Raw genomic sequence first — 23,651 nt, 5'->3', positions numbered from 1 at the left:
TTCTGCTCACACCTGGACGGGTCCGTCACCCCTCCGACCAGTTGTGACGTTCCGTGAGTGTCTTCGAGGCGTCGCCCGGGAGAACTCCTGCGAAATCCCGGACGGCTCACCCATCCGGTGCACGCGAACAGGGCGTAATACGACAATCATGCACAAGCTGGGTGCGGTGTCCCGTCAACCGCGTCCGGAGGTCCATGTGCCGCGCCAGCTCCCCCGGACCAGGCTGCGCAGCACCGCCGCGGTGTGCACCACGATGTCGGCGCTCGCCGCGACCTCCCTGATCACCGCGCCGTCGGTCGCCGAGCCCTTCTCCCCGGAGCCCTGCGCGCTCCAGCGCACCGCCGTGCACCACTCCGAGGGCCTGGACACCTGGAACGCCGCCTATCCGCGTCCCGCCCGCGCCCTGGACGCGGTGATGGTGTTCCTGTCCTTCCCCGACTCCCAGCCGCTGACGGCACCGGCCGAACTCGCCGCCGACCACTTCCCCGCCACCGGCGACTTCTTCCGGCGCGCCTCCTACGGCGCCTTCACGCTCCGCCCGCACCCGCTGCGGGACTGGATCCGGATGCCGAGCCCGTCGACGTCGTACGCCATACGTCGGGACTGGAGCCCGGAGCACCGGGCCGCCTACCTGCGCGACGCGCTGACCGCGGCCGACCGGTACGTCGACTTCTCCCGGTACGACGTCGTCTACTTCGTCGCGGACCCGGACGCGCCCGGGGTGGACTCCGACGCCACGAAGGTCGTCAACCTGGACACCCCGCTGCGGGCGGACGGCACGGACATCCGGCGGGTCGTCACGGTCTTCGAGAACCATCCGCCGGACCGGCTGGTCCTGGCCCACGAGACGGGGCACGTCTTCGACCTGCCGGACCTGTACCACCGGCCGGCGGACGGCGAGGGCGACTGGGACACGCACGTCGGCGACTGGGACCTGATGGGCAGCCAGTTCGGACTCTCCCCGGACCTGTTCGGCTGGCACAAGTGGAAGCTGGGCTGGCTGCGGCCTAGGCAGGTGGCCTGTGTGCGGGGCAGCGAACCGACCAGGCTGACGCTGGAGCCGCTGGGCGCGGGCCCCGGGGTGGTGGTGACCGGCGCCGCGGGCGCGCCGGCCTTCGGCCTCGGCCGGGGCACGAAGCTGGCGGTGGTGCGTACTGGGGCGAGCAGCGCGCTCGCCTTCGAGGTGCGCACACCGGTCGGCAACGACGCGGCGTCCTGCCGCGCGGGGGTGCTGGTGTACCGGGTGCGCAGCGGGGCGGAGTCGGGCGGCGGGCCGATCGAGGTCGTCGACGCCCACCCGGACACCGAGGCCTGCTGGGCCGACTCGGTCTACCCCCCGCTCGCCGACGCCCCGGTGTCCCTCGGCGAAAGCTTCACCGTGCCGGGCGACGGCGTACGGGTAGAGGTCGAGGACCGCACCGAATCAGGCACCTGGACCGTACAGATCACCCCCGGGTGACCCGCCACCCCATCCCCCCGGCCCACGCAAACTCCTGGGCACGTCCCCGTCCCCGGCGCCACCGAGCGGGGGGTGTGGGTGGCGAAGCCCCCACACCGCGCGGCGAAGCCGCGCAAAAACAACGATGGCGAGGAGGTTCGCGCTTTCCGCGAACACGCCTCGCCATCGCCATCGTGCGCCGCCAGGGACTCGAACCCCGGACCCGCTGATTAAGAGTCAGCTGCTCTAACCAACTGAGCTAGCGGCGCCTGCTGACGTCGTAGACCTTAGCACCCTGGTCGGCGGGAGGAAAAATCGAAATCCGCACCGCCGCGCGGGCCGCCCGCACGGCCGCCCAGAGCATGATCTCCGGGCCGGGCAGCCACGGCTGGCGGGTGTCCGGGGCCACGAGCCAGCGGGATCCGGAGCGCGGCGGCGTGTCCGCGGGGGCGGCGGGGCCCGCCGGTGCCGGTACGGTCACCGCGTCCCCGGCGCCGTGGCACAGCAGCGGCGGCACCGCTCCCGTACGGCCGCCCTCCCGGCCGCGGGCGCTCCACTCCTCCCAGTCGAGCAGCGACGGCAGCCGCTGGGCGGTGCCCGGGGCGGCGAACAGCAGCATCCGGCCGCGGAACTCCGCCACCGGGCCCGAGCCGGGGCCGTCGTCCCACAGCCGGTCCAGCATCCGGCGGCCGAAGATCGCGGGAGCGCTCACCACGTCGAAGGCGGAGCCGCAGGGCAGGACGACCGGGGCCTCGGGCCGCTCCTCCCAGAGCGCGAGCGTGCTGCGCGGGTACGCGCCCGCCGAGGCCAGCCAGGCGGCGCCGTCCGAGGTGACGTCCGAGGCGTGGGGCGTGGCGTTGCGTGTGCTGCTCATACCGCGAATATCTACCCGTTGTGAGGGTCCCGCTCCGCTGGGTTGCGGGAAACCGGGACACGGCGCCCGGGAGGGGAGTATCTTGCCCACCCTTCTGGCATATGCGCTCAGGCCCGCCGCCCGCTCCCCCGGCTCACTCGGCCGACTCGCCGCGCATCAGGTCCCGGCCGAACTCCACCATCTTCTTGGCGTAGTCCTCGGTCCACTCCGCGCGTTCGGCGATGTCCGCGGCCGTCAGCCGGTCGAACCGCCTCGGATCGGCCAGCTGCGCCGCCGCGAGCGCCTGGAACTCCATCGCCCGGTCCGCCGCCGCGCGGAACGCGTGGGTCAGCTCGGTGGCCCGTTCGAGCAGGGCCCGGGGGTCGTCGATCGACTCGAGGTCGAAGAAGTGCTCGGGATCGGCGGCCGCCTCCGCCGGCTCGAAGAGCAGGGGCGCGGGGCGTAGCCGCGGTTCGTGCCGACGCGGCGTGGGCTCCGCCATGTCTTCTCCTCCTCGTGCGTGACGACGGCCCGTCCCCGGGTGCGGGGTCACTCCGGTGGAGTGGGCCACCGTCCATTGTCCCGCGCCCGCGCAAGAGGGCGGGGTGTGCCCGGAGCCGCGATCCGGACACACCCCGCCCGCCCGGCCGGGTCAGCCCGCGTACGTCTCGAACTCGGCGATCTTCGGGGTGCCCGAGGCGCCGGTGATCTCGAAGGTGATCTTCTCCAGCGAGACCGGGGAGAAGCCGATCACGCCCGCCCCGCTGCCGGAGGCCAGGACGGCGCCGGTGTCGTGGTCGACCACGCGGTAGGAGCCGACGGTGCCCTCGGAACCCGCCGCCTCACGGATGTTGATCTTGCCGACGGTGGTGGCGGAGGACCACTTCACGGAGATGGAGCCGGTCGTGCCGACCGGGGACCAGTACGTGCCGAGGTCGCCGTCGCGCACGTTGCCGTAGCTGGTGCCGCTCGCCTTGGACGAGCCGTCGGAGCCCGCCCCGAGGCTCAGGTTGGTCCCGCTCGGCGGGTCCGTCGGGTCCGGGTCGGTCGGGTCCGTCGGGTCCGGGTCGGTCGGGTCCGGGTCGGTCGGGTCGGTCGGGTCCGGGCTCTGCGGGGTGCAGCTGCCGTCCGAGACCTTCAGGCCCGTGTCCGCGCCCGCCGTGCCGCTCACGACGGACGGCACGCAGGAGGCGTCGTCGAGGCTGTAGGAGTACGGGATGGACACCGTGGTGTTGGACTGCGGGTCGGGGCCGGCCGGGTTGTTGTCCTCGCCGGGCTCGGACCAGGTGACGTTGTCGAAGATGTTGCCGCTGACCTGCCAGGAGCCGGCCGCGTCGGTGTAGAAGGTGCCGAGGACGTCCTTGGAGTCCTCGAAGTAGTTGTTGTCGACCTTGGCCTTGGCGCCGGCGCGGGAGTTGATCCCCGACTTGTTCAGGCTCACGTAGTGGTTGTTGTACATGTGGGCCGTGCCGCCGCGCAGCAGGGGCGCGCGGGAGTCGATGTTCTCGTACAGGTTGTGGTGGAAGGTGACGTACCCGTTCGAGGTGTCGCTCTCGCTGGACCCGATCAGCCCGCCCCGGCCGGAGTTGCGCAGGACGCTGTAGGACAGGGTGACGTACTGGGTGTTGTCCTTCATGTCGAAGAGGCCGTCGTAGCCCTCCGACTCCCCGCCGGAGGCCTCCAGGGTGGAGTGGTCGACCCAGACGTTGCGGACGTCGCTCTCCATGCCGATGGCGTCGCCGCCGTTGGAGGTGGGCGAGCCGGACTTCTTGACGTTCCGGACGGTCACGTTCTGGATGATGATGTTGCTGGACTCCCGGATGTGGATGCCCAGCTGGTCGAAGACGGCGCCGTTTCCGACCCCGACGATCGTGATGTTGCTGACCTGCTTCAGCTCGATCTTGTCGGCCGCGGTGTTGCAGCTGTCGCCCGACACCTTGCTGGTGTTGCCGTGGTTGATGGTGCCCTCGACCTCGATGGTGATCGGGGTGCTGCTGCTGGCCCGGCCGCACAGGGCCTCGTGGATCGCGGTCCCGGTGGTGGCCCGGACGGTCTGCCCGCCCGCGCCGCCGGTCGTGCCGCCGTTCTGGGTCGCGTAGCCGGTGGCGCCGCCGGCCGCTGCCGTCGCCGTCTCCGGCATCGTCAGCACCACACCGGCCGCGGCCGCGAGGGCCAGCGTGCCCAGTGCCGCTTGGAGTCGCAGCGCGACTGGTCGTCTCATCCTCGGTCTCCCCATTCGCCTTCACATGCCGGAACGAACGCCATGGCGTGATCATGTCAATCGCGCGATGGCGGAAAGCGCTTTCTCGGCGTGAGAATAGGGGGAGCTTCGAGTGCTGACAAGGGTTCAGGTACGCAACTCATGGTTCAGATGTGCGGTCAACGTCCAACTACCTGAACCAGCGCCGCTCGATGTGCACCCCGGCCGGAGCTGCGGTACGATCATCTTGCCTGATCACGGGGGCCAACTCCCCACAGCAGGCAGTGCGTTGGTGGTCCAAGGAAAGACGCCCCACTTCCCGTGGGGAAATGCAGGTGCAAGGCCTGCCCAGCGCTCGACGAGAACCCCGGTTCCGCTCACGCGGGACCGGGGTTCTTCCGTGCGGCGGGCCTGCCGTGAACCCGCCGCGGACCGCCTCAGGCCTGCACCACCGGCTCCCGGGTGAACAGCGCGCCCAGTTCCGGCGCGTTGACCCGCCGGTCGGCCAGGCGCAGGCCCTCCCAGATCGTGACCTGGTTGGCGGTGAGGACCGGCTTGCCCAGCTCCTTCTCCAGGGCCGGGATGTACGCCGCCGTGTGCAGCGCCGTGTCCGGCAGGAGCACCGCCTCGGCGTCCGGACGGTCGGCGGCGCGGGCCAGCGCCAGCACCTCCGCCTCGGTCCAGGTGCCGACCTCCGCCGCCGTGATGATGCCCGAGCCGACGACGTCGGCCACCTCGATGCCGGCGGCGCCGAGGAAGTCCGCGAAGAGCCGCGCCACGTCGTCCGGGTAGGTCGCGCCAATCGAGACCCGCCGCACCCCGAGCTCCTTCGCCGCGTGCACGAAGGCGAAGGAGGTGGAGGAGGCCGGCAGACCCGCCGCCTGGGCCAGGGCGCGCACCTGTTCGCGGGCGCCGTCCCAGCCGTGCACGAAGCTGCCGCTGGTGCAGGCCCACACCACGGCGTCGGCGCCGGCCAGCCGCAGCTCGGCCACCCCCGCCTCCAGCCGCCCGGGCGAGCCCATCTCCAGGAGCGCGTCCACCCGGTGGGCGTCCTCGCCGATGTCCGTGTGCACCAGGTCCACCCGGATGTCGCCGCCCAGGAGCTGCTCGATGCGTGGGTAGTCGTCCTCGCCGGAGTGGCCCGGGTACAGGAATCCCAGTGCTGTCATGTCCACCCTTCCTGCTGCTGTTCGGTGTCCGGGCCGTCGGCGACGCCCGGCATGTCCACGGCCGCGGGTCCGACCGGGCCCGCCACCGCGGGGTCGACGGGACCGACGGGTCCCAGCACCGCGGGACCGACCGCACCCGTCGCCGCGGGGCCGAGGCGCGCGGCCGGATCGGTCAGCGCCTGGTACGGCCCCACCGCAGGGGTACCCAGTCGGCGCAGCGCCGCCCACATCGTCACTTGGTTGGCCGAGATCACCGGGATCCGCAGCTCGGCCTCCAGCTGCGGGATGACGTCGTAGGTGGGCAGGTTGGTGCAGGAGATGAACAGGGCGTCCGCCGCTCCCGGCGCCGGTACGGCCTGGCGGGCCATGTCGGCCACGTCGCGGTACGGCACCTTCCAGATGTGCCGGGTCAGCCCCATGAAGGCGCAGCCCGTGACGGTGACGCCCGCCTCGGCGACGTACGCCTCCAGCGCCCGGGTCACGGACACGGTGTACGGCGTCACCAGCGCGACCCGGCGCACGCCCAGCTCGGCCAGCGCGTCGAGCAGGGCGCCGGAGGTGGTGACGGACGGGACCGCGCCCGCCCAGGTCATCGCCTCGCACATGGCGCGTTCCCCGGCGATGCCGCCGACGAAGCTGCCCGAGGTGCAGGCGTAGGCGACGACCTCGGGGGCGATGGCGTTGAGGGTGCGCACCGCCTCGCCGAGGGTTTCGTGCTCGCTGACCATCCGGGCGAGGTCCAGACTGACCTCGACGGGCACGAAGGGGGTCCGTGTCATGTGCAGTGACACGTCGTCGGGCACCCATCGCCACAGCTCGCGATCGAGTGCGAAGTCGAAGGGGGCGACCACGCCGACCCCGCGTTGCGGAGCTGGTCCGCCGAGAAAGGAGATGTCCATGGCACGCACCGGCCTCACACTGAGAAAGGGGAGGGCAACGCACCGTTACGCACGGCCGTGTTGACGAAGGTAGGTTCCGGTGCGAGCGTGGTCAATCCGCCCGCATCACTCCCAGGTCAACAGCCGGTTAACTTCCGCGTCAACACCTGAACCGCCCCCGCTTCCACCGACCCGGAGACAGGCCGCCGATGACCACGTCCCCGCCCCCGTCCGCGCCCGCGTCCACGCCCGCGCCGACTCCCCCGCCGACCCTCCTCGTCCTGGACGCCGAACCGCCGCCCCGGCTGGGCCGGCTGACCGGCCGGGCCCGCATCGAGCACGCCGACGCGGCGACGCTGGCCGAGCGGCTGCCGCACGCCGACGTGCTGCTGGTGTGGGACTTCGCCTCGCACGCGGTGCGCGAGGCCTGGCCCGGCGGCGGTCCGCGTCCGCGCTGGGTGCACACGGCGAGTGCCGGCGTGGACCATCTGATGTGCCCGGAGCTGGCCGGGTCGGACACGGTGGTGACCAACGCGCGCGGGGTCTTCGACCGGCCGATCGCCGAGTACGTCGCCGCGCTCGTGCTGGCGATGGCCAAGGACCTGCCCACCACGCTGCGCCTCCAGGGCGAGCGGACCTGGCGGCACCGCGAGTCGATGCGGGTGGCCGGAACTCGCGCCTGCGTGGTGGGCTCCGGCCCGATCGGCCGGGCGGTCGTGAGCACGCTGGAGGCGCTCGGCATCACCACCGCGCTGGTCGGCCGCGCCGCGCGCCCCGGTGTGCACGGCCCGGAGGATCTGGACCGGCTGCTGGCCGGGGCCGACTGGGTGGTGGCGGCGGCGCCGCTCACCGACGACACGCGCGGCATGTTCGACGCCGGGCGGTTCGCGGTGATGCGGCCCTCGACCCGGTTCGTGAACGTGGGGCGGGGCCAGCTGGTCGTCGAGGACGACCTGGTCGAGGCGCTGACCGCGCGCCGGATCGGGGGCGCGGCCCTGGACGTGCTGAGCCACGAGCCCCTGGCGCCGGACAGCCCCCTGTGGGAGGTGCCGGAGCTGATCGTCTCGCCGCACATGAGCGGGGACACAATCGGCTGGCGGGACGAACTGGGTGCGCAGTTCGTGGAGTTGTTCGAGAGCTGGGCGGCGGGCGGACCGCTGGCCAACGTGGTCGACAAGAAGCGTGGATACGTGCCCGGACACTGACGTCGCCGACGTCACCGACCCGCGGAGGGTGCCGCATGACCGACCTCACCGAGCTGACCGCCGTACAGCTCGTCGACGGCTACCGCAAGGGTGTGTTCAGCCCCGTGGAGGCGACCCGGGCCGTCCTGGAACGGGCCGAGCGGATCCAGCCGGAGGTGAACGCGTTCGTCCGGCTGACCGGCGAGGAGGCGCTGGAGCAGGCCCGGCGGGCCGAGGAGCGGTGGCATCGCGGGGAGCCGTGCGGACGGCTCGACGGGGTGCCGGTCACGGTCAAGGACATCCTGCTGACGCGCGGTCAGCCGACCCTGCGCGGGTCCCGGGCCGTCTCCCCGGACGGCCCCTGGGAGGAGGACGCGCCGTCCGTGGCGCGGCTGCGCGAGCACGGCGCGGTGTTCGTCGGCAAGACCACCACGCCCGAGTACGGCTGGAAGGGCGTGACGGACTCGCCCCTGTCCGGCGTGACGCGCAATCCGCACGACCCCTCCCGTACCGCGGGCGGTTCCAGCGGGGGCGCCGCGGCGGCCGTGGCGCTCGGGGCGGGGCCGCTGGCGCTGGGCACGGACGGCGGCGGCAGTGTGCGCATCCCGGCGTCCTTCTGCGGCATCTTCGGCCTGAAACCGACGTACGGGCGAGTGCCGCTGTACCCGGCGAGCGCGTTCGGCACCCTCGCGCACGTCGGTCCGATGACCCGGGACGCGGCGGACGCGGCGCTGATGCTGGACGTCGTCGGCACCCCGGACGCCCGGGACTGGTCGGCGCTGGGCCCGGCGCCCGGGTCGTACACCGAGGCACTGTCGGGCGGGGTGCGGGGGCTGCGGGTGGCGTACTCGCCCTTGCTCGGCGGACAGGTGGCGGTGCGTGGGGCGGTGGCCGGGGCGGTGCGGCGGGCGGTGGAGCGGCTGGCGGAGCTGGGCGCGTACGTGACGGAGGCCGACCCCGACTTCACGGATCCGGTGGACGCCTTCCACACCCTGTGGTTCAGCGGGGCGGCGCGGGTGGTGCAGCATCTGCGGGCGGGGCAGCGGGAGCTGCTGGATCCGGGGCTGCGGGAGATCGTGGGGGCGGGGGCGCGGTACTCGGCGCTGGACTATCTGGCGGCGGTGGACGTGCGGATGGAGCTGGGGCGGCGGATGGGCGTCTTCCACGAGTCCTACGACCTGCTGGTGACGCCGACGCTGCCGGTCACGGCGTTCGAGGCGGGGGTGGAGGTGCCGAAGGGGTCGGGGCATCGGAGGTGGACGGGGTGGACGCCGTTCACGTACCCGTTCAACCTGACGCAGCAGCCGGCGGGCACCGTGCCGGTGGGGGTGGACGGGGACGGGTTGCCCATCGGGGTGCAGATCGTCGCCGCCCGGCACCGGGACGACCTCGTGCTGCGGGCCGCGCATGCGCTGTACGAGGCCGGGGCGGCGGTTGCGCCGGCCCCGTAGTGACCGGCGTGGGCGTGGGCGCAGGGCGTGGGCGCTGACCGGCGCTGGCCGGGTGCCGCCTGCGCCCACCCGTGCCGCCCCAGCGGCACGACTGCCCGCAGCTGGGGTGGGCGGGACGGCACGACTGCCCGCAGCTGGGGCGGGCGGGACAGCACGACTGCCCGCAGCTGGGGTGGGCGGGACGGCACGACTGCCCGCAGCTGGGGCGGGCGGGACGGCACGACTGCCCGCAGCTGGGGCGGGCGGGACAGCACGACTGCCCGCAGCTGGGGCGGGCGGGACGGCACGACTGCCCGCAGTTGGGGTGGGCGGGGCGGCACGACTGCCCGCAGCTAAGCCCTCCGGAAGCTCAGCGTCTCTCCCGCCGCGCCCGTGCGCCACAGGTCGTTGCAGGCCTCGGCCATCTCGTCGAGGCCCTCGGTGATGCGGCCCCAGACGGTGCCCGGGACCCAGCCGACGTCGCCGTTGAGGAGGAGGTTGTTGCGCTCGTAGAAGAGCGCGAGGTCGACGAGGGTGGTGCCGGGGCGGACCTCGCGGTCGTAGCCGTACGCCTTCGTGCCCAGTTCGGCACCCGCGAAGGCGAAATAGCACAGGTCGCCCGGAATGGGCGTTACCGTCGGGTTCTCCAGCGGGGGTTCGGATGTCGCGAAGGGTGGGAAAAGGGCGTAGATCTCGTTGCGGGCGTATTTGGCGTGGTACACGTCGCCGCCGAGAGGGAGCGCGTCCCAGACGGCCGCGCAGGTGATCGGGGCCCGGTCGTCGAGCAGTTGGGCCGTGCAGGTGATTCCGCGCTTGACCAGCGAGACTTCGATGTAGCGATCAGCCATGCCCTCCATGGCAGTGCCCCGCGGCCCCGCGGTCAAGGGCGCCGGGCCGATGTATCGGACTGAAAAAGATCGGCATAACCTGCCCACCTTCGGGTAGCTGCGCGCCCATGGCTCCACCACACAGAACCCCACCAAGGGGTATATCCGACCAGAGGTCCAGGACAGCCGGGCCCACCCGCCGGTCGCTGCTCGCGGGGGTCGCGGCGCTCGGCGCACTGGGGGCGGCCGGCTGCTCGCGGGTGGCCACCGCTTCCGACGTCAAAGGGGGTGACCTGCTCGACCGGCTGAAGGCACAGGGCGTGGCCCGGCTCGGCATCGCGGGCGAGATCCCCTTCGGGTACATCGACAAGAACGGCGAACTGACCGGCGAGGCCCCGGAGCTGGCGAAGGTCATCTTCAAGCGGCTCGGAGTGGACCGGGTGCAGCCCGTGCCGACGGAGTTCGGCTCCCTCATCCCGGGCCTGGCGTCCCAGCAGTTCGACATCGTGGCGGCCGGGATGTACATCACCCCCCTCCGCTGCGAGCAGGTCATCTTCTCCGACCCCGACTACCAGATGCTCGACGCGTACATCGTGCGCAAGGGCAATCCGCTCGGGCTGCACAACTACAAGGACGTCGTCAAGAAGAAGGCCAAGTTCGCGACCGGCACCGGCTACGCCGAGATCAAGTACGCGGTGGAGCACGGGTACAACGAGGACGACATCCTGATCGTCCCCGACCAGGTGGCCGGACTCAACGCCGTCGAGTCCGGGCGCGTGGACGTCTTCGCGGGGACCGCGCTGACCGTCCGCGAGGTGGTGAAGAAGTCCAGCAAGGCCGAGGCGACCGAGGCATTCTCGCCGATCATCGACGGCAAACCGCACGTCGACGGCGGCGGTTTCGCCTTCCGCCCGGATGAGACCAACCTGCGGGACGCCTTCAACGTCGAGCTGCAGAAGCTCAAGAAGAGCGGCGAGCTGCTGCGCATCCTCAAGCCCTTCGGTTTCACCGAGAACGAGATGACCGATCTGACCGCGAAGGAGCTCTGCGGCGGATGACCTCGGGACTGTGGGAACTCGTACTCCAGGGCGTCTGGGTCACCGTCCAGCTGCTCTTCTTCAGCGCGCTGCTGGCGACGGCCGTCTCCTTCGTGGTCGGCATCGCGCGCACCCACCGGCTGTGGATCGTCCGCTTCCTCGCGGGCTTCTACACCGAGGTGTTCCGCGGGACCTCCGCGCTGGTGATGATCTTCTGGGTCTTCTTCGTGCTGCCACCGGCCTTCGGCTGGCAGCTGGTGCCGATGTGGGCGGGCACGCTGGCGCTCGGTCTGACCTACGGGGCGTACGGCTCCGAGATCGTGCGCGGCGCGCTCGCCGCGGTCGACCCGGCGCAGAAGGAGGGCGGCATCGCCCTCAGCTTCACGCCCTGGCAGCGGATGAAGCTGATCCTGCTGCCGCAGGCGGTGCCGGAGATGATCCCGCCGTTCTCCAACCTGCTGATCGAACTGCTCAAGGGCACCGCCCTGGTGTCGATCATGGGCATGGGCGACCTCGCGTTCAGCGGCAACCTGGTGCGCCTGGCGCTGCAGGAGAGCGCGGAGATCTACACGTACATCCTGCTGATCTACTTCGTGATCGCGTTCCTGCTCACGCGGGTGATGCGCGGCCTGGAGAAGAAGCTGAAGGCGGGCGTCGGAAAGGCCCCGCAGAAGAAGACGGCGGCCGTGGGCGTGCCTGAGGGAAGTGGTGTGTCGTGAAATGGGACTGGAGCGCGGTCTCCGACTTCATGCCGCACTTCTGGGACGGGCTGCTGGTCACCCTGCAGATCCTGGTCCTCGGCTCGCTGGTCTCGTTCGGCCTGGGCCTGGTGTGGGCGCTGCTGATGCGGGTGCCGAGCCGCTGGGTGACCTGGCCGGTCGGTGTGGTCACCGAGTTCGTCCGCAACACCCCGCTGCTGGTGCAGCTGTTCTTCCTGTTCTACGTGCTGCCCGAGTGGAACATCACGTTCTCGGCGCTCACCACCGGTGTGGTCGCCATCGGCCTGCACTACTCGACGTACACGATGCAGGTCTACCGGGCCGGCATCGAGGGGGTGCCGGTCGGCCAGTGGGAGGCCGCGACGGCGCTGAACCTGCCGATGCGCCGGACCTGGACGGCCGTGATCCTGCCGCAGGCGATCCGCCGTGTGACTCCCGCCCTCGGCAACTACGTGATCTCCATGCTGAAGGACACGCCGCTGCTGATGGCGATCACGGTGCTGGAGATGCTCGGCGAGGCGCGGCTGTTCTCGCAGCAGAACTTCCAGTTCACCGAGCCCCTGACGGTGATCGGTGTGGCCTTCATCATCATCTCCTACCTGGCCTCCCTTGCCCTGCGAGCCCTGGAGCGACGCCTTGTCCACTGACACTCTTCCCAACCCCGAGAAAAGCCCCAAGCAGAGCGGCGGCGGCGAGCTGATCCGCCTGGACCAGGTGACCAAGCGGTTCGGCGACAACGTCGTCCTCGACCACCTGGACTTCTCCGTGGACGCCGGCAAGCACGTCACGCTGATCGGGCCGTCCGGTTCGGGCAAGACGACGATCCTGCGGCTGCTGATGACGCTCCTCAAGCCCGACGAGGGCACGATCACCGTGGACGGGCAGAAGCTCTTCCCGGCGACCGAGAAGGAGCGGCGGGAGGTGCGCAAGCAGATCGGGATGGTGTTCCAGCAGTTCAACCTGTTCCCGAACATGACGGTGCTGCGCAACATCACCGAGGCGCCGGTCACCGTGCTCGGCATGTCCAAGGACGAGGCGGTGGAGCGGGCCAAGGGCCTGCTGGACCTGGTGGGCCTGGCCGACAAGTGCGACGCCCACCCCGCCCAGCTCTCCGGCGGCCAGCAGCAGCGGGTGGCGATCGCCCGGGCGCTGGCGATGCGGCCGAAGGTGCTGCTGCTCGACGAGGTGACCTCGGCGCTCGACCCGGAGCTGGTCGCGGGCGTCCTGGACCTGCTGCGGGACATCGCCCGCACCACGGACATCACCATGCTCTGTGTGACCCACGAGATGAACTTCGCCCGGGACATCTCGGACCAGGTCCTGATGTTCGACTCGGGCCGGGTCATCGAGGCCGGACCGCCGGAGAAGATCTTCAGCGAGCCGGAGCACGACCGGACGCGGGAGTTCCTGAGCGCGGTCCTGTAATTGCGCGGCTAATTGCGCGGCGCGCCTGCCCCGACGTCCGAGGTCGGGACGTTGGGGCAGGCCGTCGGCATATGCCAGCGGGTCTGCGTCGCAGATGAGGGCCCCGAAATCCGCTCAACACCCCCTCACGAGAAGCCTCTTGGCGGCTATCGTGAACGCAGGGATGCACCAGCGAGCGCAGGGGGAGACCACCGTGGCGCTGCAGCACAGGCCGACCGCGCCGCGCCACTCGACCGAGGACGCCCTGCGCGTCCTGGAGACGGTGGCGCGGCACACCTCCGGTGTCACCGACACCGAGATCGCCCGCGAGAGCGGCATCGGCACGGAGCGCCTGACCACGCTCCTGCGCATGCTGCGCCGCGAGGCATACGTCGAGCAGACCGCCGACGGCGCGTACGTCACCGGGGAGGCGCTGGCCCGCCTCGGCTCGGCCCAGGGCCGCAAGCAGGCGCTGCGCGAGAAGCTCCAGCGCACCCTGGAGGGGCTGCGCGACTCGATGGGCGCCGCCGTCTACATCAGCCGGTACGTCGACGGCGAGGTCAGCGTCACCCAGTACGCCGACAGCCCGGCCGCGCCCAGGGTGAACGAGTGGGTGGACTTCCGCGTCTCGGCGCACGCCACCGCCGTGGGCAAGTCCCTGCTGACCCAGCTGGACCACGCGGGCCGCCGCGACCACCTGGCCCGGCACCGGATGGCCCGCCTGACCTCGCGCACCATCACCAGCGACAAGCTGCTGCTGTCCCGGCTGGAGTCCCAGCCGGCCACCGTGCCCGTCCTCGACCTCCAGGAGTACGCGGTGGGCACGGTCTGCGCGGCCGTCCCGATCACCGCCGGTTCCTCCGTGGGCTGCCTGGCCCTGTCGCTCCCGGTCGAGCACGCGCACCGGCTGCGCCGGGCCGCGGACGAGCTGAACCGGAGCGCGGCACCGGTGCTGCTGTCGCTGGCGATCTAGGGCCGCTCCGGCGGACCCCTCCGGCGGACCGTCCCGGCACTGGTCACGAGCACTGCCCGGGACCGGGTAGTATTTTCGTCGTCGCCGACCGCGGGAAGCGGACGGCGGGAGTCATGCGCCGCTAGCTCAGTTGGTTAGAGCAGCTGACTCTTAATCAGCGGGTCCGGGGTTCGAGTCCCTGGCGGCGCACCGAAGGAAGGGCCCCCTCGCTCGGCGAGGGGGCCCTTCCGCCGTTCAGAAGGTGACGTCCGAGCAGGCGTAGAACGCGTTGCCCGTGTCGGCGACCGTCCACACCGCGAGGATCACGTGGTGTCCGCTCAGCCCGGACGGCAGGGTCCCGCTGTGGGAGAGCGTGGCCGGGGGCTGCTTGCCGCCGTAGGGCACCGTGAAGAACGGGGTGAGGTTGAGGTCGGACCGGGCGAGGTTGTGGTTCTGGTTCCAGCCCGGCTTGGTGACGTAGTACTTGAAGTCGGTCGTGGCGTGCCGGGCGGTGAACTGCCAGCGGAAGGTGTAGCTCTGCCCGCCGTTCACCCGGGTGGTCGGCCATGCCTGGCCGTTCGGCTGCTTGGGGCTGTCGAGCGCGGCGAACGACCCGTGGCCCGCGGAACAGATCCTGCCGTCGGCCGGCCCGGAGGCCGGGAAGCCCTTGGGCCCCTCCACGCTCTGCGGCTCCCACTGGATGGCGCCGCATCCGCCGACCGTGCCGTTCTGGCACACCTTCTGCCGGCTGACGGGCAGGTCGGTGTAGCCGTGGCCGCTGGCGCCGCCGGACGAGAGCACGAGGGCTCCGGTGGTCGCCATGCCCAGCGCGGCCGCGTACAACTTGGTCCTGGTGCGCATACTGCTGCTCCCTGTGACGTGTGGGGAAGTTCAGGGGAAGTTCGGTGAGCCGTGCAGATGAACCGTGCAGGTCTAGACCAAGTCCCAGATTATTGCTGACAATTGAACATGTCCATACCAAACGCGGAACGGGTCAGTGCCCGGTGTCCCCCCGCCCCGCGCAGAACGCCACCGTCAGGTCCTTCACGAGCACCTTGCGCTCGTAGTCGTCCAGCTCCACCAGCCCGCGCATGGTCAGCCGGGTCACCGTGTCCTCCACGGAGTCCACCACCGAGGTGAGCACGCTCGCCCGCTGCGCCGCGTCCAGCGCCGCGATCCGGCGCCGGTGCATCGCGGCGGCCACCTCGGGGGCGTACTCCACCCGGACCGGCCGCACCGAGAACACCTCCAGGCCGACCGGCGCCGCGTCCGCCGCCACCAGCCGGGTCAGCGTGTCGCCGGCCACGTCCGCCGAGCTGCGCACCGTGCCGAGCGGCTCCACCGGGACCCGGGCCAGCGCCGCCTCGACGCACTCGCGCAGATACGTCTCGTGGTCCTCGACCCCCAGCGTGGCCTTCGCGGTGTCCCGCACCCGCCACACCACCAGCGTCACCGCCCTGAGCGCCACCCCGTTGCCGTCGGCCGCGGGCATCGGCTCGCTGCGCCAGTGCCGCAGCCGCACGTCCACCCGGCGGCGCAGCAGCAGCGGATTCACCCACATCAGGCCGGTGCGCCGCACCGTCCCCCGGTAGCGGCCGAACAGGCCGAGCACCCAGGCCCGTCCGGTCCGGCCCCGGGCCAGTCCCCCGAACCCGAACATCCCCAGCGCCCCCGCGGCCGCGTACGCCGCCCACTGCGCGGGCCCGAGCCCGGCACCCGCGTACGCCGGCAGCCCCAGCGCCTGGGCCGCGAGCGGCGGCACCAGACCCGCCCACCAGGAGGTGGCCGCGCACCCGGCCGCCCCGCACAGACCGGCGGCCACGCCCGCGGCGCCGGGCAGCACCCGGCCCGGACGCTCCGTCAGCTCCGGGTCGACCCGGGGCGCCGGGCGCGGTCGCGCCGCGACGGGGCGCCGCGCGCCCGGCCGTACCCCGGTCCGCTCCCCCGGGCCCGGCCGGCGCGCGACGACCGCGGGCCGCAGCGGCACCGGCACCGGATCGGGGTCGTCGCGGAACAGCAGGTGGACGGGGATCTCGGTGGTGGCCTCGTTGTGGATGAGCCGGGCGGACCGTTGACCGGCCGCCGCCGCGGACTCCTCCGGTGCCGCCGGCGCGGTCTCCGGGTTCGTTGACGATGTCGTACTCATGCGTGCTCCAGCCTCCGCGCCAGACGCGTCATGAACGGATGATCACCCCGGTGCGCTCAGGAGAAGAGCCGCCGCCAGGTCTCCGGGCCCGGGTAGCCGTCCGCCGCTCCGCCGCGCCAGCCCTGGGCGCGCTGGAAGGCCCGGACGCCCCGCCGGTCCGCCTCGCCCCAGCGCGGACCCGGCCCCCTCGTGTAGTACGTGCCGAATCCCTTCCTCACCAGCTGCCCGCCGAGCCGGGTGACGTACGGGTTGTCCGCGCCCGGCCGGAACATCGCCCGGCCGGGGTATCCCGCCACCCCGTGCGAGGCGGGGCCCGCGGCCCCGGGCGGCGCCTCCTCGGTACCCGCCGCGCCCGCCTTGCCCGCGCCGCCCGCCGCGACCCCCTTGTAGCGGTACGGCAGGTACTGGGCGGAGTTGCTCCAGTAGGCGTAGGGCGTGTCGAGCTTCCGGGTGTGCGGCGGGGTCTGCTCGTACGCCGTGTAGGCGGTGCGCGTCCCGTCCGTCCAGCCGCCGAAGATCACCACGTGGGAGCCCTTCTGGGGGTCGGAGGCGTTGTGGAAGAGCAGGATGTCGCCGGGCTGCAGCTCCTCCTTGGTGATGCGGTCGGCGACGGTGCCGAGGCTTCCGGTCCACTCGTTGGCGGGCAGCTTCCAGGCCATCGACACGAAGCCCGAGCAGTCCTGCCGGTATCCGTCGGACCAGTAGGCGGTCATGCTGTACGGGACCTTCGCGGCCACCCAGCTCCTGGCCCGGTCGATGATCTCCGTACGGGTGATGCCGGCCAGTTCCGCACCGGCCGGGGGCGCCGCGGGCCGGCCGACGGAGCCGTGCAGCGGAGCCCGCGGCCCCTGCGGAGTGCCGGGCTCGTCACCCGCGGGAACGCCCGGCCGATGGGCGGCGTGGGCGGCCGCCGGAAGCGCCGCCGCCCCGCCCGCGCCGAGGGCGGACACGGCGGTGGCGGAAGCGGCGACGGTGGCCACGACCAGCGAGCGGTACGCCGCCGGATGGGCGAGCGCGCGGCCCGCCGGGGCATGCGGCAGCACCCGCCGCCAGTGGCGGCAGCCGACGCAGTCGCAGTCGCTCGCGGGCTCGATCTCCTCGAATACGGGAGTCTCCATGCGATTCCCCTCACACTCCCGGTGGGCAGGTCCGCGGCGGTACGGTTCGGTACATCTCGGTCAGTTTCGCAACTGTCCTCACCACGCGCATGTTGACGGTCCGAATGATGTACCCGGCCGAGGGGCGGCCCCGCGGGCGCCGCGGGCGGTGGTCCGGAGCACCGGTCGGCGTCGGGTAGAGTTGTGCAGGTCAGCAGGCGCCGCTAGCTCAGTTGGTTAGAGCAGCTGACTCTTAATCAGCGGGTCCGGGGTTCGAGTCCCTGGCGGCGCACCGACGGTCGAAGGCCCTCCGTATCACACGGGGGGCCTTCGGCGTATCCGGACCCGGGACGTCTTGCGATCATGACGAACGCCGTAGAACCCTGGTCCGGTTGGGGGGCCGGGTGCCGAGGGGATGCCGAGGGGGGCATCATGCAACCGGGGGTCGCCATTCCATGTCTATATAAGGTGTGCATGCCGTGGTGACCGTGACCCACCACTGATACGTCCGTGACGGTCGAGGGGGACCTGTGCGGGCGAAGGAAGCGACGAAACACGCACGACCCGCGTGTGGGGGGAATGACTCATGACGTCGACGCCGACGGGCGCCGGGCCAGACCACGACCCGTCCCAGACCACCCAGCTCAGGGTGCCCGGGCACCGGAACTGGAACACCGGTTCGTTCCGCCGGATAAAGAAGACGCTGCCGAAGTACGACTACGAGCACTACAGCCGCCTCGCGGGCCCCCTCACCCAGCCCGACCCGAACAAGCCGTACCGGGTGCAGTACCGCTCGCTGATCTCGCAGGAGCCGCACCGCGTCCGGGTCGCCCTGATGCTGGCCGCCGCCCCGCTGCTGTCGGTGGTGCTGCTGATCTGGCTGCTCCAGCCGGAGCACTGGACCGAGCGCGACTACGTGGCCTTCTCCTGGCTGCCCGCGCTCGACATCGTGATGCTCGTGGCGATCGGCCTGATCGAGCTGTTCCGCTGCCTGAACGTGCTGTCGAACGCGCACGCCACCCTGGTCGCCCGCGACCCGGTCCCGGTGGTGCCCGAGACCGGCACCAGGGTCGCCTTCCTCACCTCCTTCGTGCCCGGCAAGGAGCCGCTGGAGATGGTGACGAAGACCCTGGAGGCGGCCGTGAAGATCCGCCACCGCGGCCTGATGCACGTCTGGCTCCTCGACGAGGGCGACGACCCGGAGGTGAAGGAGGTGTGCGCGCGCCTGGGCGTGCACCACTTCTCCCGCAAGGGCGTCGCCAAGTGGAACCGGAAGAAGGGCCCGCACCGCGCCAAGACCAAGCACGGCAACTACAACGCCTGGCTGGAGGCGCACGGCGACGACTACGACTTCTTCGCCTCCGTCGACACCGACCACGTGCCGCTGCCGAACTACCTGGAGCGGATGCTCGGCTTCTTCCGCGACCCGGACGTCGGCTTCGTCATCGGCCCGCAGGTCTACGGCAACTACGACAACCCGATCACCAAGGCCGCCGAGTCGCAGCAGTTCCTCTTCCACGCGCTGATCCAGCGCGCCGGCAACCGCTACGGCGGGCCGATGTTCGTGGGCACCTCCAACGCGGTGCGCATCAGGGCGCTCAAGCAGATCGGCGGCCTGTACGACTCGATCACCGAGGACATGGCGACCGGCTTCGAGATGCACCGCCACAAGAACCCGGCCACCGGCCGCAAGTGGCGCTCGGTCTACACCCCGGACGTGCTCGCGGTCGGCGAGGGCCCCAACGCCTGGACGGACTTCTTCACCCAGCAGATGCGCTGGTCCCGGGGGACGTACGAGACGATCCTCAAGCAGTACTGGAAGGGCTGGTACTCGCTGCCGCCGAGCAAGCTCTTCAACTACACGATGATGATCATCTTCTATCCGATGTCGGCCCTGAACTGGATCCTGGCGGCGCTGAGCTGCTGCCTCTTCCTGGGCCTGGGCGCATCCGGCGTCAACATCGACCCGGCGGTCTGGCTGATGCTCTACGGCAACGCCTCCGCGCTCCAGATCGGCCTGTACGTCTGGAACCGCCGCCACAACGTCTCCCCGCACGAGCCGGAGGGCTCCGGCGGCGTGGCCGGCATGATCATGTCCGCGCTGTCGGCACCGCTGTACGCCAAGGCGCTCATCGACTCCGTGCTGCGCCGCAAGAGCAAGTTCGTGGTGACCCCGAAGGGCGACTCGGCCAGCCCGGACACCCTGTTCGGCACCTTCCGGTACCACTGGTACTTCATCGTGATCTTCGGTGGCTCGATCGCCGCCGGCTACGTCTACGGCCACTCGCACCCCGCGATGATCATCTGGGCGACGTTCGCGCTGCTGATCACCGCGTCGCCGATGTTCGCCTGGCGCCACGAGCTGAGGAAGGCGAAGAAGCAACCGCCGGTCGCGGCGGCGGAGCCCGCACCGCGGGTCCCGCCGCAGCAGGCGCCGTACGGACAGCACGCGCCGCAGCAGAGGCCCAACTGGGCCGCCCCCGCCGACGGGGGAGACGACCAGACCATGCAGATCGCCCTTGGTGGACTTGGGGGACGTAAGGAATGAAAGACCGTGCCGGCCGCCGCCGGGCCCGTCGCTTCGCGATAGGTACGGCGGTGGTAGTCGCGCTGGCCGGGATGAACGGGCCGTGGCTCTACCGCTTCAGCACCGAGAAATACCACCAGTACAAGATCAATCAGCCGGAGTACAAGGCCGCCAACGGCAAGTGGGAGATCATCGAGTTTCCCGAGAAGTACCGGCAGAACACCATCCACGCGGCACTGCTGCGCACCGGCAAGGTGCTGATGGTCGCCGGGTCCGGCAACAACCAGGACAACTCCGACGACAAGCAGTACGACACCCGGATCTGGGACCCCGTCAAGGGCACCATCAAGAAGGTGCCGACGCCCACGGACCTGTTCTGCACCGGGCACACGCAGCTCGCCAACGGCAACCTGCTGATCGCGGGCGGCACCAAGCGGTACGAGAAGCTCAAGGGCGACGTCACCAAGGCCGGCGGCCTGATGGTCGTCCACAACGAGAACCCGGACAAGCCGATCACCCTGCCGGCGGGCACCAAGTTCACCGGTAAGGAGAACGGCAAGACCTTCGTCTCCAAGGACCCGGTCCTGGTGGACCGGGCCACGAAGGTCTTCGACCCGGCGACCGGCGCGTTCGTGCGCAACGACCCGGGCCTCGGCCGGATCTACGTCGAGGCGCAGAAGAGCGGCCACAAGTACGAGACGGGCACGGAGGACAACTACCGCATCCAGGGCCTGTCGGGCGCCGACGCCCGCAACACGTACGGCATCGCGCAGAAGCTCGCCCTCGACAAGAAGGACTTCCAGGGCATTCGGGACGCCTTCGAGTTCGACCCGGTCGCCGAGAAGTACATCAAGGTCGACCCGATGCACGAGGCCCGCTGGTACCCGACGCTCACCACCCTGGGCGACGGCAAGATCCTCAGCGTCTCCGGCCTCGACGACATCGGCCAGCTGGTCCCCGGCAAGAACGAGGTCTACGACCCGAAGACCAAGGAGTGGACCTACACCGACAAGGTCCGCCAGTTCCCGACGTACCCGGCGCTGTTCCTGATGCAGAACGGCAAGATCTTCTACTCGGGCGCGAACGCGGGGTACGGACCCGACGACGTGGGCCGCACCCCGGGCATCTGGGACGTGGAGACCAACAAGTTCACCGAGGTCCCCGGCATGAGCGACGCCGACATGCTGGAGACGGCGAACACGGTGCTGCTGCCGCCCGCGCAGGACGAGAAGTACATGGTGATCGGCGGCGGCGGGGTCGGCGAGTCCAAGCTGTCCAGCGAGAAGACCCGGATCGCCGACCTCAAGGCGGACGACCCGAAGTTCGTCGACGGACCGTCACTGGAGAAGGGCACGCGCTACCCGCAGGCCTCGATCCTGCCCGACGACAGCGTGCTGGTCTCCGGCGGCTCTGAGGACTACCGGGGCCGCGGCGACTCCAACATCCTCCAGGCGCGGCTCTACCACCCGGACACGAACGAGTTCGAGCGGGTCGCCGACCCGCTGGTGGGACGCAACTACCACTCCGGGTCCATCCTGCTGCCCGACGGGCGCCTGATGTTCTTCGGCTCGGACTCGCTCTACGCCGACAAGGCCAACACCAAGCCGGGCAAGTTCGAGCAGCGGATCGAGATCTACACGCCGCCGTACCTGTACCGCGACTCGCGGCCCGACCTGTCCGGCGGCCCGCAGACCATCGCGCGCGGTGAGTCGGGGACGTTCACCTCGCGGGCGGCGTCGACGGTCAAGAAGGTGCGGCTGATCCGGCCGAGCGCGTCGACCCACGTCACGGACGTGGATCAGCGGTCCATCGCGCTGGACTTCAAGGCGGACGGGGACAAGCTGACGGTGACGGTGCCGGAGGGCAAGAACCTGGTGCAGTCGGGGTGGTACATGATGTTCGTGACGGATGGGGAGGGGACGCCGAGCAAGGCGGAGTGGGTGCGAGTTCCGTAGCGCTCCCGCAGGTTGTGTCTTCGGGTGCGGGAGCGCTGTGGCTTGTCGCGCGCACGCGGCGGTAGCCGCACATGTCACAGCCCCGCGCCCCTAGGGTGTTTATCCTTGCGCCAGTTTCAAGGCGTACTCGGGGTACCACTGCCCCGCCTTCGGGCCGCCCTTGCATTCGCCGTCGGACTCTCCGGGGCGCTTGACCCACAGGTAGGCGTCCACGAGGGGGTCCGACGTCTTGGTGGTCGGGGTCTCGCCCAGGGCACGGCCCGGGGGGTTGCACCAGCGTTCGTCCGGGGCGCCCTCGGTGTAGGGGCCGTTGCCGTTGCGGCTGGTGTCGACGACGAAGGGCTTGCCGCCCACCTTGGCGGAGAGCTGCTTGCCGTAGGCGATGGAGTCCTCGGTGGTGTAGAAGTTCGACACGTTGACCGCGAAGCCGTCGGCCTGGTCGATACCGGCCCGCTTCAGGGGGTCGAAGATCTGGTCGGGGTGGCCCCAGCCGGCGTTGCCCGCGTCCAGGTACACCTTGGTGTTCTTCAGGGCGCCGAGCTTGGCGATCGCGCCCTTGAGGAGGTCGTAGCGCTCCTCGTGGAACTCCTGGGGGGTGCAGCCGTCGACGAGGTGGAGCACCGCGTCCGGTTCCAGGACGACGGTGGCGGCACGGTCGCCGATGCCCTTGGCGACGCCGTCGACGAAGGACCGGTAGGCGTTGCCGTCGGCGGCGCCGCCCTCGGAGTACTGGCCGCAGTCGCGGTGCGGGATGTTGTAGAGGACGAGCAGCGCGGTGCGGCCGGCCTCGTCGGCGGCCTCGGTGAAGCCGCGGGCCTGCTCCTCGGGGTTCTCCGGGCTGATCCACTCGCCGGTCGGCTGCTGGGCGATCTTGCGGATCTCTTCGGCCTGGTCCTTCTTGCCCGCGTCGGCCAGGGACGCGACCTGCTGGGCCGCGTTGCCGTCCGGGTTGACCCAGAAGGGGTCGGTCTCCTTGGGCTGTTGGGTGATCCCGGCGCCCGCGCCCTTGTCGTCCCCGTCGCCGGACGAGGAGCAGCCCGCGAGCAGCAGGGCCGCCGCTCCGAGTGCCGCCGCCGACGCAGCCCGCCTCCTGGACATGTTTCCGGCCGGCTTGCTGCCGTACATCCAACCCCCCATGGGTGCACTGTTCCGAGGCTCAATCCTGACATACGCCTCGTGCGCCCACGCGGTCATCGGCCGACGGACGTCAGGAGACGAAATCGGTCAGTGTGCAACCGTCCACGAGACCCTTCTCCTTCGTGTAGCCGCTGGGGATCTGGGTCTCCGGGTCGCAGGCGAGGGTGAGGAGCCCGGACCCCCTGAGGTCGGCCGTCGTCGTGGGGCCGCCCGTGACGGCGAAGTCCTCCCCGAGGAGGTACCAGTCGGAGTTCTGCCGCCGCGCCTGGGTCTGGAAGCTCTTCATGTCGTCGACGGACATGAGCGTGACGCCCATGCGCTTCGCGTCCCAGCAGACGGCACGCTCCTTGATGCCCCACAGCTTGCCGGTCGCCTCCGCCTCCGGGTCGTCCTCGTGGTCGGAGTCCCTGTCCTCCATGTGCAGATCGGTGCACGTGGTGCGTGCGCTGACGAACGCCTCGATGTCCGCCATCGTGGGGGCGCTCGGACGGCCTTGCGGCTCGGTGTCCATGAGCCGTCCCCCGCTGCCGGCGGACTGCCCGTAGCCCCCGCCGCCGCCCCCCGTGCTCCCGCCGCCGTCCTCGTCGTCGCCGCAGCCGCCGACCGCCGTCAGCGCCAGGACCGCCGCAACGGCCGTGACCACGCCCCGCACCCGCATTTCTTCTCCCTCGCCGCCATACCTCCGACCCAGGTTGCAG

General features: G+C 71.1%; 21 protein-coding genes and 3 tRNA genes. 12 read left to right on the top strand and 12 right to left on the bottom strand.

Annotated features, from left to right (window positions below):
* Positions 1–148: 148 nt before the first annotated feature.
* Entirely contained in the window at positions 149–1,459 is a 1,311-nt protein-coding gene (locus ACFV9J_RS04100) for a M6 family metalloprotease domain-containing protein (RefSeq protein WP_385349489.1), read from the top strand.
* 174 nt (positions 1,460–1,633) lie between these two features.
* On the opposite strand, the gene ACFV9J_RS04095 is transcribed toward ACFV9J_RS04100, so the two are convergent.
* The 6 genes from ACFV9J_RS04095 to ACFV9J_RS04070 all read right to left on the bottom strand — a co-directional run bounded on the left by ACFV9J_RS04095 (position 1,634) and on the right by ACFV9J_RS04070 (position 6,559).
* Positions 1,634–1,707: transfer RNA gene (locus ACFV9J_RS04095), tRNA-Lys, on the bottom strand.
* On the bottom strand, positions 1,698–2,312 hold the full coding sequence (locus ACFV9J_RS04090; RefSeq protein WP_385349486.1) for a bifunctional DNA primase/polymerase: 615 nt from the start codon (positions 2,310–2,312) through the stop codon (positions 1,698–1,700). The genes ACFV9J_RS04095 and ACFV9J_RS04090 overlap by 10 nt, the downstream gene beginning before the upstream one ends.
* A gap of 133 nt (positions 2,313–2,445) precedes the next feature.
* Complete coding sequence (locus ACFV9J_RS04085) at positions 2,446–2,793, bottom strand: hypothetical protein (RefSeq protein WP_360999940.1); 348 nt, start codon at positions 2,791–2,793, stop codon at positions 2,446–2,448.
* A gap of 150 nt (positions 2,794–2,943) precedes the next feature.
* The gene (locus ACFV9J_RS04080; protein ID WP_385349483.1) at positions 2,944–4,512 is read right to left on the bottom strand and encodes a polysaccharide lyase family 1 protein; all 1,569 of its coding nucleotides are present in this window, start codon (positions 4,510–4,512) and stop codon (positions 2,944–2,946) included.
* Positions 4,513–4,928: 416 nt separating this feature from the next.
* Positions 4,929–5,660 (bottom strand): aspartate/glutamate racemase family protein, encoded by a 732-nt coding sequence (locus ACFV9J_RS04075; RefSeq protein WP_385349480.1) that lies wholly within the window; start codon positions 5,658–5,660, stop codon positions 4,929–4,931.
* Positions 5,657–6,559 (bottom strand): decarboxylase, encoded by a 903-nt coding sequence (locus ACFV9J_RS04070; RefSeq protein ID WP_385349477.1) that lies wholly within the window; start codon positions 6,557–6,559, stop codon positions 5,657–5,659. Before ACFV9J_RS04070 ends, ACFV9J_RS04075 begins: the two co-directional genes overlap by 4 nt.
* A 188-nt stretch (positions 6,560–6,747) precedes the next feature.
* Between ACFV9J_RS04070 and ACFV9J_RS04065 the strand changes: the two genes are divergently transcribed.
* Positions 6,748–7,743 carry a D-2-hydroxyacid dehydrogenase gene (locus ACFV9J_RS04065; protein ID WP_385349475.1) on the top strand — a complete coding sequence of 332 codons (996 nt, stop codon included), beginning with the start codon at positions 6,748–6,750 and terminating at the stop codon, positions 7,741–7,743.
* 35 nt (positions 7,744–7,778) lie between these two features.
* Positions 7,779–9,173, top strand: a complete 1,395-nt coding sequence (locus tag ACFV9J_RS04060) for an amidase (protein WP_385349472.1) — start codon at positions 7,779–7,781, stop codon at positions 9,171–9,173.
* Positions 9,174–9,505: 332 nt separating this feature from the next.
* Here ACFV9J_RS04060 and ACFV9J_RS04055 read toward each other — a convergent pair whose 3' ends face one another.
* A complete protein-coding gene (locus tag ACFV9J_RS04055; protein ID WP_365610256.1) occupies positions 9,506–10,000 on the bottom strand; it encodes a DUF3830 family protein in 495 nt (164 codons plus the stop codon).
* Positions 10,001–10,107: 107 nt separating this feature from the next.
* Between ACFV9J_RS04055 and ehuB the strand changes: the two genes are divergently transcribed.
* From ehuB to ACFV9J_RS04025, 6 genes are all read left to right on the top strand, one after another.
* A complete protein-coding gene (ehuB, locus tag ACFV9J_RS04050) occupies positions 10,108–11,037 on the top strand; it encodes an ectoine/hydroxyectoine ABC transporter substrate-binding protein EhuB (protein WP_385349468.1) in 930 nt (309 codons plus the stop codon).
* A complete protein-coding gene (ehuC, locus tag ACFV9J_RS04045) occupies positions 11,034–11,735 on the top strand; it encodes an ectoine/hydroxyectoine ABC transporter permease subunit EhuC (RefSeq protein ID WP_385349465.1) in 702 nt (233 codons plus the stop codon). Before ehuB ends, ehuC begins: the two co-directional genes overlap by 4 nt.
* Entirely contained in the window at positions 11,732–12,382 is a 651-nt protein-coding gene (gene ehuD / locus ACFV9J_RS04040; protein ID WP_385349462.1) for an ectoine/hydroxyectoine ABC transporter permease subunit EhuD, read from the top strand. Before ehuC ends, ehuD begins: the two co-directional genes overlap by 4 nt.
* Positions 12,372–13,160 carry an amino acid ABC transporter ATP-binding protein gene (locus tag ACFV9J_RS04035; protein WP_385349459.1) on the top strand — a complete coding sequence of 263 codons (789 nt, stop codon included), beginning with the start codon at positions 12,372–12,374 and terminating at the stop codon, positions 13,158–13,160. The genes ehuD and ACFV9J_RS04035 overlap by 11 nt, the downstream gene beginning before the upstream one ends.
* 193 nt (positions 13,161–13,353) lie before the next feature.
* Complete coding sequence (locus ACFV9J_RS04030; RefSeq protein WP_385349453.1) at positions 13,354–14,112, top strand: IclR family transcriptional regulator; 759 nt, start codon at positions 13,354–13,356, stop codon at positions 14,110–14,112.
* 115 nt (positions 14,113–14,227) lie between these two features.
* A tRNA-Lys gene (locus tag ACFV9J_RS04025) sits at positions 14,228–14,301 on the top strand.
* A gap of 45 nt (positions 14,302–14,346) precedes the next feature.
* Here the strand turns inward: ACFV9J_RS04025 and ACFV9J_RS04020 are convergent.
* The 3 genes from ACFV9J_RS04020 to ACFV9J_RS04010 form a co-directional block, all read right to left on the bottom strand.
* Positions 14,347–14,952: a lytic polysaccharide monooxygenase gene (locus tag ACFV9J_RS04020; RefSeq protein WP_385349450.1), complete on the bottom strand. Its 606-nt coding sequence runs from the start codon at positions 14,950–14,952 to the stop codon at positions 14,347–14,349.
* Between the two features lie 133 nt (positions 14,953–15,085).
* A complete protein-coding gene (locus tag ACFV9J_RS04015) occupies positions 15,086–16,237 on the bottom strand; it encodes an SPFH domain-containing protein (protein ID WP_385349447.1) in 1,152 nt (383 codons plus the stop codon).
* A 56-nt stretch (positions 16,238–16,293) separates the two neighbouring features.
* A complete protein-coding gene (locus ACFV9J_RS04010; protein ID WP_385349445.1) occupies positions 16,294–17,355 on the bottom strand; it encodes a peptidoglycan-binding protein in 1,062 nt (353 codons plus the stop codon).
* A 197-nt stretch (positions 17,356–17,552) separates the two neighbouring features.
* Between ACFV9J_RS04010 and ACFV9J_RS04005 the strand changes: the two genes are divergently transcribed.
* The 3 genes from ACFV9J_RS04005 to ACFV9J_RS03995 all read left to right on the top strand — a co-directional run bounded on the left by ACFV9J_RS04005 (position 17,553) and on the right by ACFV9J_RS03995 (position 21,816).
* Positions 17,553–17,626 (top strand) — tRNA-Lys (locus tag ACFV9J_RS04005).
* A 294-nt stretch (positions 17,627–17,920) separates the two neighbouring features.
* Positions 17,921–19,882 (top strand): glycosyltransferase family 2 protein, encoded by a 1,962-nt coding sequence (locus tag ACFV9J_RS04000; protein WP_385349443.1) that lies wholly within the window; start codon positions 17,921–17,923, stop codon positions 19,880–19,882.
* The gene (locus ACFV9J_RS03995; RefSeq protein WP_385349440.1) at positions 19,879–21,816 is read left to right on the top strand and encodes a galactose oxidase-like domain-containing protein; all 1,938 of its coding nucleotides are present in this window, start codon (positions 19,879–19,881) and stop codon (positions 21,814–21,816) included. The genes ACFV9J_RS04000 and ACFV9J_RS03995 overlap by 4 nt, the downstream gene beginning before the upstream one ends.
* Before the next feature lie 99 nt (positions 21,817–21,915).
* Here the strand turns inward: ACFV9J_RS03995 and ACFV9J_RS03990 are convergent, their stop codons facing one another.
* Both ACFV9J_RS03990 and ACFV9J_RS03985 read right to left on the bottom strand, forming a co-directional pair.
* A complete protein-coding gene (locus ACFV9J_RS03990) occupies positions 21,916–22,941 on the bottom strand; it encodes a glycoside hydrolase family 6 protein (RefSeq protein WP_385350097.1) in 1,026 nt (341 codons plus the stop codon).
* 82 nt (positions 22,942–23,023) lie between these two features.
* A complete protein-coding gene (locus ACFV9J_RS03985; protein WP_385349437.1) occupies positions 23,024–23,611 on the bottom strand; it encodes a hypothetical protein in 588 nt (195 codons plus the stop codon).
* Between the last annotated feature and the right edge of the window lie 40 nt (positions 23,612–23,651).

This window comes from Streptomyces sp. NPDC059906, from assembly GCF_042730645.1.
GTDB lineage: Bacteria > Actinomycetota > Actinomycetes > Streptomycetales > Streptomycetaceae > Streptomyces > Streptomyces rubrogriseus.
The sequence above is the reverse complement of the archived record's forward strand: the minus strand, read 5'-3'. Positions and strand labels throughout refer to the sequence as shown.

Bases quoted from the DNA above. Each gene is read 5' to 3' on its own strand.
- ACFV9J_RS04100 (WP_385349489.1), top strand. From the start codon at position 149: ATGCACAAGCTGGGTGCGGTGTCCCGTCAACCGCGTCCGGAGGTCCAT.
- ACFV9J_RS04090 (WP_385349486.1), bottom strand. From the start codon at position 2,312: ATGAGCAGCACACGCAACGCCACGCCCCACGCCTCGGACGTCACCTCG.
- ACFV9J_RS04085 (WP_360999940.1), bottom strand. From the start codon at position 2,793: ATGGCGGAGCCCACGCCGCGTCGGCACGAACCGCGGCTACGCCCCGCG.
- ACFV9J_RS04080 (WP_385349483.1), bottom strand. From the start codon at position 4,512: ATGAGACGACCAGTCGCGCTGCGACTCCAAGCGGCACTGGGCACGCTG.
- ACFV9J_RS04075 (WP_385349480.1), bottom strand. From the start codon at position 5,660: ATGACAGCACTGGGATTCCTGTACCCGGGCCACTCCGGCGAGGACGAC.
- ACFV9J_RS04070 (WP_385349477.1), bottom strand. From the start codon at position 6,559: ATGGACATCTCCTTTCTCGGCGGACCAGCTCCGCAACGCGGGGTCGGC.
- ACFV9J_RS04065 (WP_385349475.1), top strand. From the start codon at position 6,748: ATGACCACGTCCCCGCCCCCGTCCGCGCCCGCGTCCACGCCCGCGCCG.
- ACFV9J_RS04060 (WP_385349472.1), top strand. From the start codon at position 7,779: ATGACCGACCTCACCGAGCTGACCGCCGTACAGCTCGTCGACGGCTAC.
- ACFV9J_RS04055 (WP_365610256.1), bottom strand. From the start codon at position 10,000: ATGGCTGATCGCTACATCGAAGTCTCGCTGGTCAAGCGCGGAATCACC.
- ehuB (WP_385349468.1), top strand. From the start codon at position 10,108: ATGGCTCCACCACACAGAACCCCACCAAGGGGTATATCCGACCAGAGG.
- ehuC (WP_385349465.1), top strand. From the start codon at position 11,034: ATGACCTCGGGACTGTGGGAACTCGTACTCCAGGGCGTCTGGGTCACC.
- ACFV9J_RS04020 (WP_385349450.1), bottom strand. From the start codon at position 14,952: ATGCGCACCAGGACCAAGTTGTACGCGGCCGCGCTGGGCATGGCGACC.
- ACFV9J_RS04015 (WP_385349447.1), bottom strand. From the start codon at position 16,237: ATGAGTACGACATCGTCAACGAACCCGGAGACCGCGCCGGCGGCACCG.
- ACFV9J_RS04010 (WP_385349445.1), bottom strand. From the start codon at position 17,355: ATGGAGACTCCCGTATTCGAGGAGATCGAGCCCGCGAGCGACTGCGAC.
- ACFV9J_RS04000 (WP_385349443.1), top strand. From the start codon at position 17,921: ATGACGTCGACGCCGACGGGCGCCGGGCCAGACCACGACCCGTCCCAG.
- ACFV9J_RS03995 (WP_385349440.1), top strand. From the start codon at position 19,879: ATGAAAGACCGTGCCGGCCGCCGCCGGGCCCGTCGCTTCGCGATAGGT.
- ACFV9J_RS03990 (WP_385350097.1), bottom strand. From the start codon at position 22,941: ATGTACGGCAGCAAGCCGGCCGGAAACATGTCCAGGAGGCGGGCTGCG.
- ACFV9J_RS03985 (WP_385349437.1), bottom strand. From the start codon at position 23,611: ATGCGGGTGCGGGGCGTGGTCACGGCCGTTGCGGCGGTCCTGGCGCTG.